Here is a 13843-nt window from a genome sequence, read left to right as displayed (position 1 = left end):
TTATGGCCGATAGCTGCGGTCGATCCCGATCATGATGAACAGCGCGATCGTGCCGAGGATCAGCGCATAAACCGCAGCCCATTGCAGGATGTCGAGGGCGGATCCGCCCCGTAGCTTTGCCCGTAGGCCCCCGAAAATGGCACCGAGAAGCAGGCCGAAAATGGGGATAAGCATGGGGCGTTTCTCCTTATCTTGGATCGAGTGCGGCAACCTCGCGCAATCGGGTCCTGACATTTTGATCAGAGCCAAATCCATACCGCGCCCACGCAAGACTGTCCATGCGGGTTTGGGACGCCTCTGACGCACGACCGAGGTTGTCCAGAGCTTCTGCTTTGAACATCATGAGAGTCGCAAGTAGGGCCGCGTTTTCATGGGCGGCGGCAATAGGGATCGCTTCGTTCGTGATCTGCAGGGTCTGGATGTTGTCCCCTTCAGAAAGAGAGAACGCCGCGAGCTGCACCGCCACATGGGCGCGTTGCAAACGGGTTTCGGCGCTGGCGCGATAGGCGCGGTCTGCTGCCTCGAACGCGGCACGGGCGAGGGCAGGGTCGCGCCCGACTTGCAGGCGACCATAAACGAAATTGGCAAAGCCTTCGCGGGTGTTCGACCATCCATAGCTGCGCGCAAGGTTCACAGCGCGCTCTGCCGCGGCGGTTCGTCCACCAGCGGGTGTTCCAGAGGACAGCGCCGTTTCCATCGCGTCAATCCAATCGCGGGACGTGTCGTTGACGGGCCGACCGTCGCTGCGTTCACCGGCGGGGTTCAACCGAGCCAGAATAGCGGGCAGGCGCGCGGCGACTTCACCGCGGGTCATGCCGTTGCGCAGTTCGGGCGAATAATAGGCCTTGAGCATCAGCATATCAAAGCTGGTCAGCACCGCATGCATGTTATCGTCGTTAAAGATCGAATCCGGCAGGCGGTAGAGATCGTTGAGCGGGCCGATGGCTTGGGCTAGTTCTTCGTGCAGGCAGTCGCGGATTTCCTGTGGGGCCACATCAGCAGGTACAAAGACGGTCGCGCGGTCACGGCGTTCCAGAGTGGTCCAATCGACTTGCGGCGTGCGGCGCACTTGTTTGAACTCTTCCCAACTCGATACGCGGGGCACCACGAAACAAGCGGCGCGTGGGACGGCGCGGGTTAGCTCGGCCCGAGGAATGGCTTGGATTGTGATGGCGGCCTCTGGCGCACCTGTGAGGAAAATGTCGATGCCCGCCTCGTTTTGCATCCGCGCCAAAAGCGCGCGCAAATCGGTGACGAGGGTCGCATTGGCGGGGCCAGTGACACGCACCGAAATTGGGCCTTCGAACCGTGTGAGCGTCGCAATCGGGCGACCGCTCTCCATCCGGAACGAGAGGTCGAGGAAATCGCGCAGCAGTTCGCTGTTCGGGCGGGTCGGCAAAGAGACGTTGTTATTCGCAAAGGTCCGCATCGGCGGCAGGTGATCCTCCATGCTCAGCGCACGGGTCGGTTCAAACGTCTGCGGCATCGGTGTGCAGGCGGTTAGCGTTGTCACGGCCATAAGGTAGGCAGCTCTCATAGCAGGCCTCCTTTGGGCAGACAGGTCGCATTGGCGCCCAGTAGGGTGGCGCCAATTGTTTGTAACAGTCCAGACAGGCGCGATTGCGCGGTCTGGTGATCTTTAACGGTCCACAGCCTAGCCCGATCCGCAACCATTGCGGGGGGGGACTGGCGGCATTCGACCGGCATTTTTGCCTTGGTCAAAGTGCTCTCCTCAATTTACCCACAACCCTAACCTGCCGAAGGAGTGGGGCCGCATTCAGATCGCAAAGGGGTTTTACCAAGGCGAGCCTCACGCAACACGACAACTAAAAGGCGTCGTGCTGCCACAAATCACGCGAAAAATGGCAATTGTTTACCAATTTGGCGAAATCGTGTCGCAGCCGCGCCACTATCGTAGTGCGTGGCAACAATCGTGCCGCTAGATGTTGAATCGAGGCCTTAGCGCGCCCGACGCGCCATAAAGGCGAGTCGTTCGAAAAGATGAACGTCCTGTTCATTTTTCAGCAGCGCGCCGTGCAGTTTCGGCAGCGCATTGCCCGAATCCTGTCGCAGATCCTCGGCGCTGAGGTCTTCGGCGAGGAGGAGTTTCAGCCAGTCGAGCACTTCAGAGGTTGATGGCTTCTTTTTCAACCCAGGGGTTTCGCGCACTTCAAAGAAGCGGGTGAGGGCTGTCGACAAAAGGTCGGCTTTGATATTGGGGTGATGGACCGCGATGATCTGGCGCAGCGTGTCGGCATCGGGGAAACGAATGTAGTGAAAGAAACAACGGCGCAGAAACGCGTCGGGCAGTTCCTTTTCATTGTTCGAGGTGATGATGACGATCGGGCGGTTGGTGGCGCGGATCGTTTCGCCCGTCTCATAGACATGGAACTCCATCCGATCGAGTTCTTGCAACAGGTCGTTCGGAAATTCGATGTCGGCCTTATCGACCTCATCAATCAAAAGGACGACCTTTTCATCGGCCTCAAACGCCTGCCAGAGCTTACCTTTTTTGATGTAGTTCTTCACATCGTGAACACGTTCGTCGCCCAACTGGCTGTCCCGTAGACGGCTTACCGCGTCATATTCATAAAGACCCTGTTGCGCCTTGGTGGTCGATTTGATGTTCCATTCGATCATCCGCAGACCTAGCGCCGCAGCGACCTGACGAGCCAGTTCCGTTTTACCCGTTCCCGGTTCCCCCTTGACCAAGAGCGGACGTTCCAGCGTGACCGCGGCATTCACCGCAACCTTAAGATCGTCGCCAGCCACATAAGAATCGGTTCCGTTGAACTGCATTGTCGTCCGTCCCTTCAAAGTCGTGTGACAGTATCACGACGAAAACGACCTGCAACCATTGACGAAATTACCATTTTCGGGCGTGACACTCCTGTACTGAGAGAGTAAAGGAGGGCGCGAGTTAGAGGGAGTGGCTGATGGCCGATGAACCCAACACGACGGCCGACAGCGCGATTAAGGGTAGTTCGATGAAAGCCGAGAATTTTCTTCCGGAAGATTACCGTCCCGCCGAGGACGAACCGTTTATGAACGAGCGTCAGCTCGAGTATTTTCGTCGTAAATTGATTGCGTGGAAAAACGATATCCTCGAAGAAAGCCGTGACACGATCACTGGCATGAAAGAGGGCACACGGAACATTCCAGACATTGCTGACCGCGCGTCTGAAGAAACCGACCGTGCGCTGGAACTGCGCACCCGTGACCGTGAGCGCAAGCTGGTGTCGAAAATCGACGCTGCGATCCGTCGGATTGACAACGGCGAATACGGCTACTGTGAAATGACCGGCGAACCGATCAGCCTCAAACGTCTGGATGCGCGTCCGATCGCGACCATGACGCTCGAAGCACAAGAACGCCACGAGCGCCGCGAAAAAGTTCACCGCGACGACTAAGGCATGACCACCGGCGCAAATTCCGGCCGGCGGGTCGTTATCATTGGGGGCGGCATCGCGGGTCTCGCGGCCGCCCTTTGCTTTGCCCGCACGGGGGCAGAGGTTCAGGTTTTCGAACAGGCCGACGAATTGCGCGAAGTGGGCGCAGGGTTGCAGATCACGCCCAATGGCGGCGCTGTTCTCGCGGCCTTGGGTCTGGGCGCGATTGCCGATCAGCGCAGCATTTCCGCCTCAGCCTTATTGCCGATGGATGCGATGACCGGCGAGGTGATCGGGCGGTTTGATCTCTCGCGACTCCCCGGTCAGCCCTATCGATTTTTCCACCGTGCTGATTTGTTGGACCTTTTGGCCGAAGGCTGCGAACGGGCTAAAGTCAAAATCACCTTGGACGCTAAGGCGGTCGAGGTTGGTGAGACCCATGTTCGGTTTTCCAACGGCGATACAGCAGAGGGCGATCTGATCGTCGGTGCCGATGGTCTTCATTCCGTGGTGCGTCCGATCCTGAACGGTGAGGATAAGCCGTTTTTCACCGGGCAGGTCGCGTGGCGGTCTGTGGTCAAGTTGCCGTCATCCCAGCCCGAGGTAAAGATCTGGATGGGAGCGGGCAAACACGTCGTGACCTATCCACTGGTGGGCGGCCGCATGAATATCGTCGCCGTGCAAGAGCGCAAGGAATGGGCCGCTGAGGGCTGGAACTTCTTTGACGAACCTGACGTGCTGCGCGAGGTTTTTTCCGATTGTCACCAGAGTCTCTTTGATCTCTTTGACCAGATGCAGACCGTACGTCGCTGGGGTCTGTTCCGTCATCCCGTGGCCAAGGTCTGGCACGATCACAGTCGTGCGATATTAGGCGATGCTGCGCATCCGACGTTGCCGTTCATGGCGCAGGGTGCAAACCTTGCGCTAGAGGATGCCTTTGTCATGGCGCGTTGTCTGGACGATGATCCGTCCGTTCATTTCGGCCTCAAGGCGTATCAAGCGGAACGGCGGTCGCGGGTCAATCGTGCGATTGAGGCGGCGAACCGCAATGCGGTGAACTACCACCTTACAGGGATCAAACGCCGCGTGGCTCATGCGGGTCTGCGGACTATGGCGCAACTCACACCGAACCTGTTTTTGGGGCGGTATGACTGGCTCTATAACTACGATGTGACGGCTTAGGCGTCCAATTCGAGCCAGACAGGAACGTGGTCGCTGGGTTTATCCTTGGCCCGTTCGTCTTTCTGAATGTAGCAATCGACCATGAGGTCTGCGCACTGCGGTGTCATCAAGAAGTGGTCAATGCGGATGCCGTCATCGCGGTTCCATGCACCCGCCTGATAATCCCAGAAACTATAGTGGCCGCCGCCAATGGTGCGGGCGCGGAAGGCTTCGGTAAAGCCGAGGTTCAGGATACGGCGAAACGCGGCGCGGCTCTCTGGGCGGTAGAGCGCGTCTTCGGTCCATGCCTCTGGGCGCTTTGCGTCCTCGGCCTGCGGGATGATGTTGTAATCACCCGCCATGAACGCGGGCATCTCATCCGCCATCAGTGCTTGCGCACGGGCGTAGAGGCGTTCCATCCATGCGAGTTTGTAGTCGAATTTGGGACCTGGTGCGGGGTTACCGTTGGGCAGGTAGAGGCCACAAATACGGACGGCTTCTTTGTCGCCAATCACGGTCGCCTCGATCCAGCGGGCCTGTTCGTCGCTGTCATCGCCGGGCAGACCGCGGGTCACATCCTCGAGCGGGAGGCGGGACAGGATCGCGACGCCGTTAAAGCTCTTTTGTCCATGGGTTTCAACGCGGTAGCCCATGTCCTCAAAATGTTCGCGGGGGAAGTTTTCGTCGACTGATTTTATCTCTTGCAAGATCGCAACGTCGGGTTTGCTCTCTTCCAGCCATTCAGTCAGCCGTTCAAAACGCGCTTTGATCCCGTTGATATTGAACGTCGCGATTTTCATGGGCTGCCTCCTGCGTTGCGCCTGTTGTCCCCGCTAGAGCCTTCAGGCGCAAGGGCTTTGTCACATGGAAAACGAGGTTCCGCAGCCACACGACGAGGCCGCATTGGGGTTGTCGATGGCAAAGCGGGCACCGATCAGTTCTTCGGTAAAGTCGATGGTGGCACCAGCGAGGAACGGCAACGACGTCGGGTCGATCACGACTTTTTCACCAGCCCCCTCAAGGATCAGGTCATCCGCCGCAGGTTCATCCAATTCGATCTGATATTGAAACCCAGAACAGCCGCCGCCTTCAACCGCGATGCGCAGGGCCTTGCCCTGATCAGCCGCGCCGATTTCGGCCAGTCGTTCAAAGGCACGTTGGGTCACGTTGGGCGGGAGGTTGAGCATTTTCAGGCCTATAAGTTGCAGCGTGTTTCAAATATAGAGATCCTAGGCAGACACAACAAGGCAGGGCAGATCACATGAGTGCGCCTTTTGCGACAGATCCGACGAAAACACGCGGACGTCTTTACCCCGAAGAAGAGAGCCATTTCCGCTCCCCGTTCCAGCGGGACCGTGACCGCATCATCCATGCGAGCGCGTTTCGGCGGCTGAAACACAAGACGCAGGTCTTTATCGAACACGAAGGCGATTATTTCCGCACCCGTTTGACCCACTCAATCGAGGTGGCGCAGGTCGGACGGACGATCGCGGGCACCTTGGGTCTGAACCAGGAGCTGACAGAGGCGGTCGCGCTCGCGCATGATCTCGGCCACCCGCCGTTCGGTCACACGGGCGAGGATGCGCTGCACGAGTTAATGGCCCCCTACGGTGGGTTTGACCATAACGCGCAGGCCATTCGGATCGTTACAAGTCTGGAACGTCACTATGCGGAATGGGACGGTCTGAACCTGACTTGGGAAACGCTTGAGGGGATCGCGAAACACAACGGGCCTGTTGAGGGCGACGTTCCGTGGGCGCTCCAGCAATATAACGCGCTGCATGACCTCGAACTCCACACCCATGCGAGCGCTGAGGCGCAGGTTGCGGCGCTGTCAGATGACATTGCCTACAACAACCATGACTTGCACGATGGTCTGCGGGCAGAGCTGTTCAGCACCGATGAATTGGCGGACCTTCCGATCCTTCATGACTGCTGGGCAGAGGTCGATAAAAAGTATCCGGGCCTCAACTATTACCGCCGCCGTCACGAAGCCCTGCGCCGTTTCTTTGGCATTTTGGTCGAGGACGTGATCGCGGTCAGTCAGCGCAATCTGGCAGAACTCGATGCTCATTCGGTCGAGGACGTGCGCCATGCTGGACGGATGATGATTCAGTTCTCTCCCGCCCTGTGGGAAGATTTAAAAGTGATCCGTAAGTTTCTGTTTACACGCATGTATCGCCACCCAAGCGTGGTTGAAATGCGCCGCCATGTCACCGCCGCCGTCAAGGATTTGTTCCCGCTCTTTATGGCGGACCCGACCCATCTGCCGAAGCAATGGCGGAAGGATTTAGAGAATGTCGGTTCAGAGACGGACCTTGCCCGCATCGTCTGCGACTATATCTCAGGTATGACAGACCGCTTTGCCATTCAGGAACATGCGCGTCTGACCGGATCGGATATAATCGAGAGGACGCGCGTTACAAATGTCGGTTGAAGGGACAGTGGGGCAGATGGCCCCAGTGATGGCGTTCGCACTCGTTGGCGCCTTGGGGGTCGGATCACAATGGTTGGCGTGGCGGCTACGAATGCCAGCAATTGTTCTGATGCTGCTCGCTGGGATCATCGTCGGCCCCGTATTGGGCATCTTTGATCCGTCCCGCGATATTGGCGCGCTCCTCTCACCCATGATCGCGATTGCGGTTGCAATTATCTTGTTCGAAGGCGGTTTGACGTTAGAACGCCACTCTCTGTCGGACGCGGCCAAAGGTGTGCGGCGACTGGTTTTTGTCGGTGCGCCAATGGGCTGGATCACTTCTGCGGCGGCCTTGCATTATGCGGCGGGACTGTCGTGGGAAACCTCTGCCGTTTTTGGCGGGATCATGATCGTTACTGGCCCCACCGTCATCGCGCCTTTACTGCGGCAGGCACGACTGTCGAAACGGCCTGCGAACCTCCTCCAGTGGGAAGCGATCCTAAACGACCCCATCGGCGCATTGGCCGCCGTTCTCGCGTTCGAAGTCGTCGTGGTTGCGCGGACCGCATCGGACGGCGGGGCCGCGACATTCGAGTTCATCACGGGCATTGGGATAGCCACGGCCTTGGGCCTCTTGGCAGGCTGGGGCGTGTCGAAATCGTTTAAACGGGCGTGGGTGCCCGAATACATGAAGGTCCCCGTGATCTTTACCGTGCTGTTGGCCGTTTTTGCGATCGCAGACACGGTTCTTCACGAAAGCGGGCTGTTGACGGTCACGATCATGGGTATCTGGATCGCCAATGCCAAACTGCCGTCTTACGTTGAGCTGCGCCGTTTCAAAGAGCACGCGACGGTTCTACTGGTGTCGGGCGTCTTTATCCTGCTCGCGGCGAACCTCGACTTTGCGGCGCTTGGGCGGCTTGATTGGCATGCGGGGCTGTTTGTAGTGGCGGTAATTTTGATCGCGCGACCTGTGGCCGTGCTTACCTCATTAGCCTTCACGGATGTGCCGTGGCGGGAACGTGTGTTGGTCGCCTTCACTGGACCGCGTGGCGTGGTGCTGGTCGCGGTCGCGGGGCTGTTCGGGGATCGCCTTGCGCAGATCGGGGTTGAGGATGGCGCGGTGGTTGCACCGCTCGCCTTTGTCCTCGTCGCGACGAGCGTGGTTCTTCACGGCTTTACGCTAGCGCCTTTTGCGCGGTTCCTTGGGCTGACGGGCGGCGAACGTCCGGGGGTTATTATCGCGGGCGGATCGCGTTGGGCGACGGGGCTTGCTGAGGCGTTGAAAAAGGCAGATGTGCGGGCGCTGATCACTGACCCTAACCACATCCATTTACGTCATGCGCGATCCGCTGGCGTGCCCACGTTTACAGGTGATATCCTGTCAGAGGCTGCAGAGGATCGTTTGGAATGGGTGGGCTATCAGACGATCATCGCGGCGACCGACAACGATGCGTATAACACCCTTGTCGCGACCGACCTTGGCCCTGAATTCGGGCGGGATCGGGTCTATCAGGTGCAGCGCGAAAAGAGCGACAGTTCGCGGCACGCCTTACCCAATAGTTTGGGCGGCAAACCCTTTGGCCCTGAAAAGACCATGCGCGATCTAGAGACGATGATGCGCGACGGGTGGCTGTTCCGTGTCACCCGTTTGACCGAAGAATTCACTGCCGATCATTGGCGCGAAAAGCGGCCTGATGCGGTGTTGATCGCGCGGGTCAGTGCGTCGGGGGATATTAGGTTCATTCGCCGCGATGATCAGATCAAGGGTGCGCCAGATGTGCAGATCATCTCAATGTTGCCGCCCGGTAGTCTAGAGAGCGAAGCATCCAAAGTGCGCCCGAACCTGCCCGACGATTTACCTGCGTGAACTAAACAGGCGCGGGGCAAAAAGGCCCAAGAGGATCACCACGACCAGAACCGCGGACCCAATGCTCGACGTGAGATGGAGAACGGGGAACTCATCGGTGGAGTCTGGCATGTGCCGCATCCCGCCTCGTTGCCCAATGGTCATCATCGGGAGGTAGGTCAGCAAGAGTGCAGATCCGAGTGCGCCAGAGTGGACCCACAGGCACCACTGCGGACCCTGAGGTAGCTTCCATCGAAACCAAGCGGCAAAAAACGCAAAGAGCATCAGACCGTGCTGAGCAAGATGGTTGTTGGCGATGAAATAATAGCTGCGCCCGAGGTACATATCGTCCGCCAGAGTCGACACGAGGTCAAAGGCCATGCCTGTGATCAGAACCAACCCGATGCCGACAGTCAGGTGTGGTTCGTCAGGACGCATCGGGTCGATCATGACAATCGCGAGGATTGCCAAAAGAATGACCTCGGGCACGATAAAGAGCGACAATCCAATGTCAGCGCCCGTGTGCAAACGGAAGAAGTTAAAGAGACCAAAGGTCATTAGGGTAATGACCGCAAGGAGGGCCGAGCCGAGCTTGTAGGGTTTCGATGTGCAGACGTTAGAGGCGCTCGCGAGGATGGTGAGTGTGAGAGCCGTCATCCGAAAGTAATCTTCGGAGAGGAACATGGCCCCAGCGGAGAAGTCTTTGATCTCTGCATAATGTTCCAGACGAAGCGGATAAATCGGGAAACTAGTAGGCCATAGCATCGCCCCTGTTTCCCACAGCGCGAGCAGCAATTGAATGAGCGCGATGATAAGCGCCGTATTGCCCCACAGTTTGCCGAGCGGTGCGCCGCGCATACCTGCGGAGAAGGCAAGGAATGAAGCCGACAGAAGGAAGAGCGTTGTCGCAAAGAGCCCGTGGACGTGGCTGATATTCTCATAGGCAGCTTTTACATCGGGTTCGCCAATCCAGCGAGTAAAGGCCATAATCCCGGGGAACGCGAGTTCGATCCTGATGTAGGACACTAACCCGAGGGTGATTAAACCAACAAAAGCAATGAGCGAAACAGTAAAACGTATCATGCTGAATCATCGCTCTACTGGATAGGGTTGGCAAGTGGTAAGATCGCTTGACCGTTGACCTTAGCGCATTGCGTGGTAAACCCGCCTCGAACCCGAGAAAGACGATAAAATGAACCTGTTTTCCGATATCCGTGCGCTTGTCATTGATTGCCTCGATACCCTCGTGACCGACGGCGTGCTGCCTGCTGGTCTCGACTTTGCCAACGTTGCGGTCGAACCGCCGCGTGATGCGCTGCATGGGGACATGGCGACGAACGCCGCGATGGTATTGGCAAAACCTGCTGGTAAGAACCCACGCGAGATTGCGACGGCTCTTGTTGAAAAGCTGCTCGCGGATCCGCGGATCGAGAGTGCTGATGTGGCTGGTCCGGGGTTCCTGAACATGCGTCTGGCGGCTGCGGTTTGGCCGCAGATTGTGTCGGCGGCTCTGACCGATGCGACCTATGGTCAGTCGGCTTTGGGTAAGGGCATTAAGGTAAACGTCGAATACGTGTCGGCCAACCCAACAGGTCCAATGCACGTCGGTCACACTCGTGGCGCGGTGTTTGGTGACGCGCTAGCGTCGCTCTTGGCCTATGCGGGCTACGACGTGACCCGCGAATATTACATCAACGACGGTGGTGCACAGGTCGATGTTCTAGCGCGCTCTGCCTTTGAACGTTACCGCGAGGCGAACGGCCAAGAGCCGCATATCGCCGAAGGTCTTTACCCCGGTGACTACCTGATCCCCGTTGGTCAGGCGCTGAAAGAGAAATACGGCGACAGCCTGCTCGGTCAGCCCGAAGAAGTGTGGCTCGCCGATATCCGTGAATTCGCGACCGCCGCGATGATGGACATGATCCGCGACGACCTTGCTCTGCTCGGCGTGAAAATGGATGTGTTCTCGTCCGAAAAGGCGCTCTACGGCACAGGCAAAATCGAAGGCGCGATTGATCAGTTGCGCGGTGATGGCCTGATCTATGAAGGCGTTCTGGACCCCCCCAAGGGCAAACTGCCCGAGGATTGGGAGCCGCGCGAACAGACCCTCTTTAAATCGTCCGACTTTGGCGACGACGTTGATCGTCCGGTTAAGAAATCGGACGGCGCGTGGACCTATTTCGCACCCGATATCGCCTATCACTACGACAAGGTGCAGCGCGGCTTTGATCAGTTGATCGACGTCTTTGGTGCCGACCATGGTGGCTATGTGAAACGGATGAAGGCGGCTGTTGCGGCGCTCTCTGGCAATCGCGTGCCGCTGGACATCAAACTCATCCAGTTGGTGAAGCTCTTCAAAAACGGCGAGCCGTTCAAGATGTCGAAACGGGCAGGGACCTTTGTGACCCTGCGCGACGTGGTTGAACAAGCGGGCGCTGACGTGACCCGTTTCCACATGCTGACCCGCAAGAACGACGCGCCGTTGGACTTTGACTTTGATAAGGTGCTGGAACAGTCGAAAGACAACCCAGTGTTCTACGTTCAATACGCCAACGCGCGGATTAACTCTGTTGTGCGGAAAGCGACCGAGGCGGGCGTTGATGTGTCAGACGCCGCGCTTCAGGGTGCTGACCTGACCAAGATTGGCCACGAGGCTGAGGTGACGCTGATCAAAAAGCTCGCTGAATGGCCGCGTCTCGTTGAAATCGCAGCCAAAGGTCATGAGCCGCACCGGATCGCGTTTTACCTCTATGAACTGGCTTCTGACTTCCACGGCCTGTGGAACAAGGGCAACGAAGATACCTCATTGCGGTTCTTCCAAGAGGGCGATGTTGCAACATCCCAAGCGAAAATCGCACTGATCAAGTCCGTAGCGGTTGTCATATCGCACGGATTGGGTATTTTGGGCGTCAAACCGGCAGAAGAGATGCGCTAAAGCGTCCGATTGTCGGCAAAGCAGGCAACCAAAATGGATCGTCGGGGCAGACGGAAACCCGACGGCGATGAGGCAACGATGGCAGCGTACTCAGACATGAACGCCCCGCAAAACGGGCGTGCACTCGATACGGGTAAACTCGTGAACGTCGCTGGGGGATTGGTGTCCCTCGGTCTCGTTATTGGTATTGGTGTATGGGGCTACAAGCTCGTGATGCGCGATGTGACGGGTGTTCCTGTGGTGCGGGCGATGGAAGGTGCGATGCGCACCGCGCCCAGCAATCCCGGTGGTGATATCGCTGATCATGTTGGTCTATCGGTCAATGCTGTTGCTGCACTGGGTGGTGCCGCTGCGCCCGAGGATGCAGAAACCCTGATGCTTGCGCCGCAGATGGCGGCACTCCCTGCCGAAGATTTGGTTATTATGCCCACCGCCGAAGCGGGCGAAGTGATCCCTGACGGTGTCGATACCCGCGCACCTGCGCCCGAAGCTGACGCTGTTGGTGTACCAAGCGTTGCTGTGACTGACCTCTCTGCCAGCGGTATCCAACCGTTGAGTGCTGACGACATCCTCGCGATGGCAGATCAATTGGCTGCGGGTGCGACACCGATGGAAGCTGTCGATACATCTGCCGTGCCGCCCGTTGAAACTGCGATCAATGGCGTATCCTCTGCGGTAATCGCTGACATCATTCCTGCCTCTGTCCCCGGTGTGTCGCGGTCACCGCGTCCGATGGCACGTCCCGAAGGTCTGAACCCAATTGCGGCGGCGCTGGCCGCGGCAGCGGCGGCACCTGTTGCTGCACCGCGCACTGTGGCGACGGATGCGACTGTGACCACCACTGCGATCCCCGTTGGCACGAACCTTGTTCAGCTTGGTGCTTATGACTCGGTTGAGATTGCAGCCCGCGAGTGGGTCCGTTTTAACGACCGTTTCCCTGATTTCATGGCGAACAAAGACCGCGTGATCCAACAGGCCGAACGTGGTGGTCGGACGTTCTTCCGCCTGCGGGCGATGAACTTTGCTGACCTGTCGGATGCTCGTCGGTTCTGTGCGGCTCTGACCGCTGAAGGCACAGACTGCGTACCTGTCGTGGTGCGCTAAGTGGCGCATGGGGCGTTTATCCTCGCACCTGAGGGGGGCGAGGTAACGGATTGGGAACGCGGGTTTTTCAAGGATGCGGACCCTTGGGCCTTTATCCTCTTTGCCCGCAATATCGACACGCCAGACCAACTTCGACGTCTGACGAATGACCTGCGGGATACCGTGGGTCGCGATGCTCTTGTCCTGATTGATCAAGAGGGCGGACGCGTACAGCGGATGCGCAGCCCGCATTGGCGCGAATGGTTGCCGCCATTGGATCAGGCAGAAACGGCGCAGGATGCGGCGCGGGCGTTTTGGCTGCGCTATCGGATTATCGCCGCTGAACTACGCGCTGTCGGAATCGACGCGAATTGTGCGCCGACCTGTGATGTAGCACAGCCTGACACACATCCATTCTTGCGCAATCGTTGCCTCGGCACCGATGCCGCGACGGTCATCGCCAATGCGCGGGCCAGCGCAGAGGGGCATCTAGAAGGGGGCGTTTTGCCGATCCTCAAACACATGCCCGGACATGGGCGCGGGAAGGTGGACAGCCACCTTGGCCTGCCTGTCGCGGATGTTGCTTTGGACGAAGCCGCCATCAATGACTTTGCCCCGTTTCGGGCGCTGAACGATCTGCCCTTGGGCATGTCAGCGCATATCGTTTACCCCGCGATGGGCGAGCGACCCGCGACGCAAAACCCTGATATGATCCGCCTGATCCGCGAGGATATCGGGTTCAACGGCCTTCTCATGACCGACGATATTTCGATGGAGGCTCTCAATGGCACCGTCGATCATCGTGGGCTGGTGTCGTTGCAAGCAGGCTGCGATGTGGTGCTCCACTGTAATGGTGAAGCCGCAGAGATGGAGGCAATCGCCAAAACCTGTGGTCAAATGTCAGAGGCGGCAATGACCCGCGCAGAGGCGGCGATGGCCTGTCGGAAAACGCCAGAACCCGTTGACATCGAAGCGATTGAAGCCGAACTTAACGCGCTATTAGCGTAGGG

The 13843-nt window shown here is 58.2% G+C and carries 13 protein-coding genes; 7 read left to right on the top strand and 6 right to left on the bottom strand.

The window, feature by feature from the left end; all coding sequences use genetic code 11:
• The 3 genes from AC1QQ2_RS01980 to AC1QQ2_RS01970 all read right to left on the bottom strand — a co-directional run bounded on the left by AC1QQ2_RS01980 (nucleotide 1) and on the right by AC1QQ2_RS01970 (nucleotide 2799).
• Nucleotides 1-174, bottom strand: a complete 174-nt coding sequence (locus AC1QQ2_RS01980) for a hypothetical protein (protein WP_167668774.1) — start codon at nucleotides 172-174, stop codon at nucleotides 1-3.
• Between the two features lie 13 nt (nucleotides 175-187).
• Nucleotides 188-1537, bottom strand: a complete 1350-nt coding sequence (locus AC1QQ2_RS01975) for a DUF2927 domain-containing protein (protein WP_105235275.1) — start codon at nucleotides 1535-1537, stop codon at nucleotides 188-190.
• Nucleotides 1538-1959: 422 nt separating this feature from the next.
• Nucleotides 1960-2799: an AAA family ATPase gene (locus AC1QQ2_RS01970; protein ID WP_105235273.1), complete on the bottom strand. Its 840-nt coding sequence runs from the start codon at nucleotides 2797-2799 to the stop codon at nucleotides 1960-1962.
• Between the two features lie 188 nt (nucleotides 2800-2987).
• Between AC1QQ2_RS01970 and dksA the strand changes: the two genes are divergently transcribed.
• Nucleotides 2988-3410 carry an RNA polymerase-binding protein DksA gene (gene dksA, locus AC1QQ2_RS01965; protein WP_067549703.1) on the top strand — a complete coding sequence of 141 codons (423 nt, stop codon included), beginning with the start codon at nucleotides 2988-2990 and terminating at the stop codon, nucleotides 3408-3410.
• A gap of 3 nt (nucleotides 3411-3413) precedes the next feature.
• Nucleotides 3414-4571 carry an FAD-dependent monooxygenase gene (locus tag AC1QQ2_RS01960; protein ID WP_479711876.1) on the top strand — a complete coding sequence of 386 codons (1158 nt, stop codon included), beginning with the start codon at nucleotides 3414-3416 and terminating at the stop codon, nucleotides 4569-4571.
• Here the strand turns inward: AC1QQ2_RS01960 and xth are convergent.
• The gene (gene xth, locus AC1QQ2_RS01955; protein ID WP_479711875.1) at nucleotides 4568-5350 is read right to left on the bottom strand and encodes an exodeoxyribonuclease III; all 783 of its coding nucleotides are present in this window, start codon (nucleotides 5348-5350) and stop codon (nucleotides 4568-4570) included. The genes AC1QQ2_RS01960 and xth overlap by 4 nt on opposite strands.
• A 60-nt stretch (nucleotides 5351-5410) precedes the next feature.
• Complete coding sequence (locus AC1QQ2_RS01950) at nucleotides 5411-5737, bottom strand: HesB/IscA family protein (protein ID WP_067548831.1); 327 nt, start codon at nucleotides 5735-5737, stop codon at nucleotides 5411-5413.
• Nucleotides 5738-5811: 74 nt separating this feature from the next.
• On the opposite strand from AC1QQ2_RS01950, the gene AC1QQ2_RS01945 reads away from it, so the two are divergent.
• A complete protein-coding gene (locus AC1QQ2_RS01945; RefSeq protein WP_479711874.1) occupies nucleotides 5812-6987 on the top strand; it encodes a deoxyguanosinetriphosphate triphosphohydrolase in 1176 nt (391 codons plus the stop codon).
• The gene (locus tag AC1QQ2_RS01940; RefSeq protein ID WP_479711873.1) at nucleotides 6977-8836 is read left to right on the top strand and encodes a cation:proton antiporter; all 1860 of its coding nucleotides are present in this window, start codon (nucleotides 6977-6979) and stop codon (nucleotides 8834-8836) included. The genes AC1QQ2_RS01945 and AC1QQ2_RS01940 overlap by 11 nt, the downstream gene beginning before the upstream one ends.
• On the opposite strand, the gene AC1QQ2_RS01935 is transcribed toward AC1QQ2_RS01940, so the two are convergent.
• Nucleotides 8825-9898, bottom strand: a complete 1074-nt coding sequence (locus AC1QQ2_RS01935; protein ID WP_479711872.1) for a hypothetical protein — start codon at nucleotides 9896-9898, stop codon at nucleotides 8825-8827. The genes AC1QQ2_RS01940 and AC1QQ2_RS01935 overlap by 12 nt on opposite strands.
• A gap of 109 nt (nucleotides 9899-10007) precedes the next feature.
• Here AC1QQ2_RS01935 and argS point away from each other — a divergent pair, with 109 nt between their 5' ends.
• The 3 genes from argS to AC1QQ2_RS01920 all read left to right on the top strand — a co-directional run bounded on the left by argS (nucleotide 10008) and on the right by AC1QQ2_RS01920 (nucleotide 13841).
• A complete protein-coding gene (gene argS, locus AC1QQ2_RS01930; RefSeq protein ID WP_479711871.1) occupies nucleotides 10008-11750 on the top strand; it encodes an arginine--tRNA ligase in 1743 nt (580 codons plus the stop codon).
• A gap of 78 nt (nucleotides 11751-11828) precedes the next feature.
• Nucleotides 11829-12854: an SPOR domain-containing protein gene (locus tag AC1QQ2_RS01925; protein WP_105236363.1), complete on the top strand. Its 1026-nt coding sequence runs from the start codon at nucleotides 11829-11831 to the stop codon at nucleotides 12852-12854.
• Nucleotides 12855-13841 (top strand): glycoside hydrolase family 3 N-terminal domain-containing protein, encoded by a 987-nt coding sequence (locus AC1QQ2_RS01920; RefSeq protein WP_479711870.1) that lies wholly within the window; start codon nucleotides 12855-12857, stop codon nucleotides 13839-13841.
• The last annotated feature ends 2 nt before the right edge of the window (nucleotides 13842-13843 follow it).

It is taken from the genome of Aestuarium sp. (genome assembly GCF_023253315.1).
Taxonomy (GTDB): Bacteria; Pseudomonadota; Alphaproteobacteria; order Rhodobacterales; family Rhodobacteraceae; genus Marivivens; species Marivivens donghaensis.
Note: the sequence above shows the minus strand (reverse complement) of the source record. Positions and strands in the feature narration are given on the sequence as shown.

What these genes read in the sequence shown, in the direction of transcription:
- AC1QQ2_RS01980 (WP_167668774.1), bottom strand. Translation starts at nt 174, where the DNA reads ATGCTTATCCCCATTTTCGGCCTGCTTCTCGGTGCCATTTTCGGGGGC.
- AC1QQ2_RS01975 (WP_105235275.1), bottom strand. Translation starts at nt 1,537, where the DNA reads ATGAGAGCTGCCTACCTTATGGCCGTGACAACGCTAACCGCCTGCACA.
- AC1QQ2_RS01970 (WP_105235273.1), bottom strand. Translation starts at nt 2,799, where the DNA reads ATGCAGTTCAACGGAACCGATTCTTATGTGGCTGGCGACGATCTTAAG.
- dksA (WP_067549703.1), top strand. Translation starts at nt 2,988, where the DNA reads ATGAAAGCCGAGAATTTTCTTCCGGAAGATTACCGTCCCGCCGAGGAC.
- AC1QQ2_RS01960 (WP_479711876.1), top strand. Translation starts at nt 3,414, where the DNA reads ATGACCACCGGCGCAAATTCCGGCCGGCGGGTCGTTATCATTGGGGGC.
- xth (WP_479711875.1), bottom strand. Translation starts at nt 5,350, where the DNA reads ATGAAAATCGCGACGTTCAATATCAACGGGATCAAAGCGCGTTTTGAA.
- AC1QQ2_RS01950 (WP_067548831.1), bottom strand. Translation starts at nt 5,737, where the DNA reads ATGCTCAACCTCCCGCCCAACGTGACCCAACGTGCCTTTGAACGACTG.
- AC1QQ2_RS01945 (WP_479711874.1), top strand. Translation starts at nt 5,812, where the DNA reads ATGAGTGCGCCTTTTGCGACAGATCCGACGAAAACACGCGGACGTCTT.
- AC1QQ2_RS01940 (WP_479711873.1), top strand. Translation starts at nt 6,977, where the DNA reads ATGTCGGTTGAAGGGACAGTGGGGCAGATGGCCCCAGTGATGGCGTTC.
- AC1QQ2_RS01935 (WP_479711872.1), bottom strand. Translation starts at nt 9,898, where the DNA reads ATGATACGTTTTACTGTTTCGCTCATTGCTTTTGTTGGTTTAATCACC.
- argS (WP_479711871.1), top strand. Translation starts at nt 10,008, where the DNA reads ATGAACCTGTTTTCCGATATCCGTGCGCTTGTCATTGATTGCCTCGAT.
- AC1QQ2_RS01925 (WP_105236363.1), top strand. Translation starts at nt 11,829, where the DNA reads ATGGCAGCGTACTCAGACATGAACGCCCCGCAAAACGGGCGTGCACTC.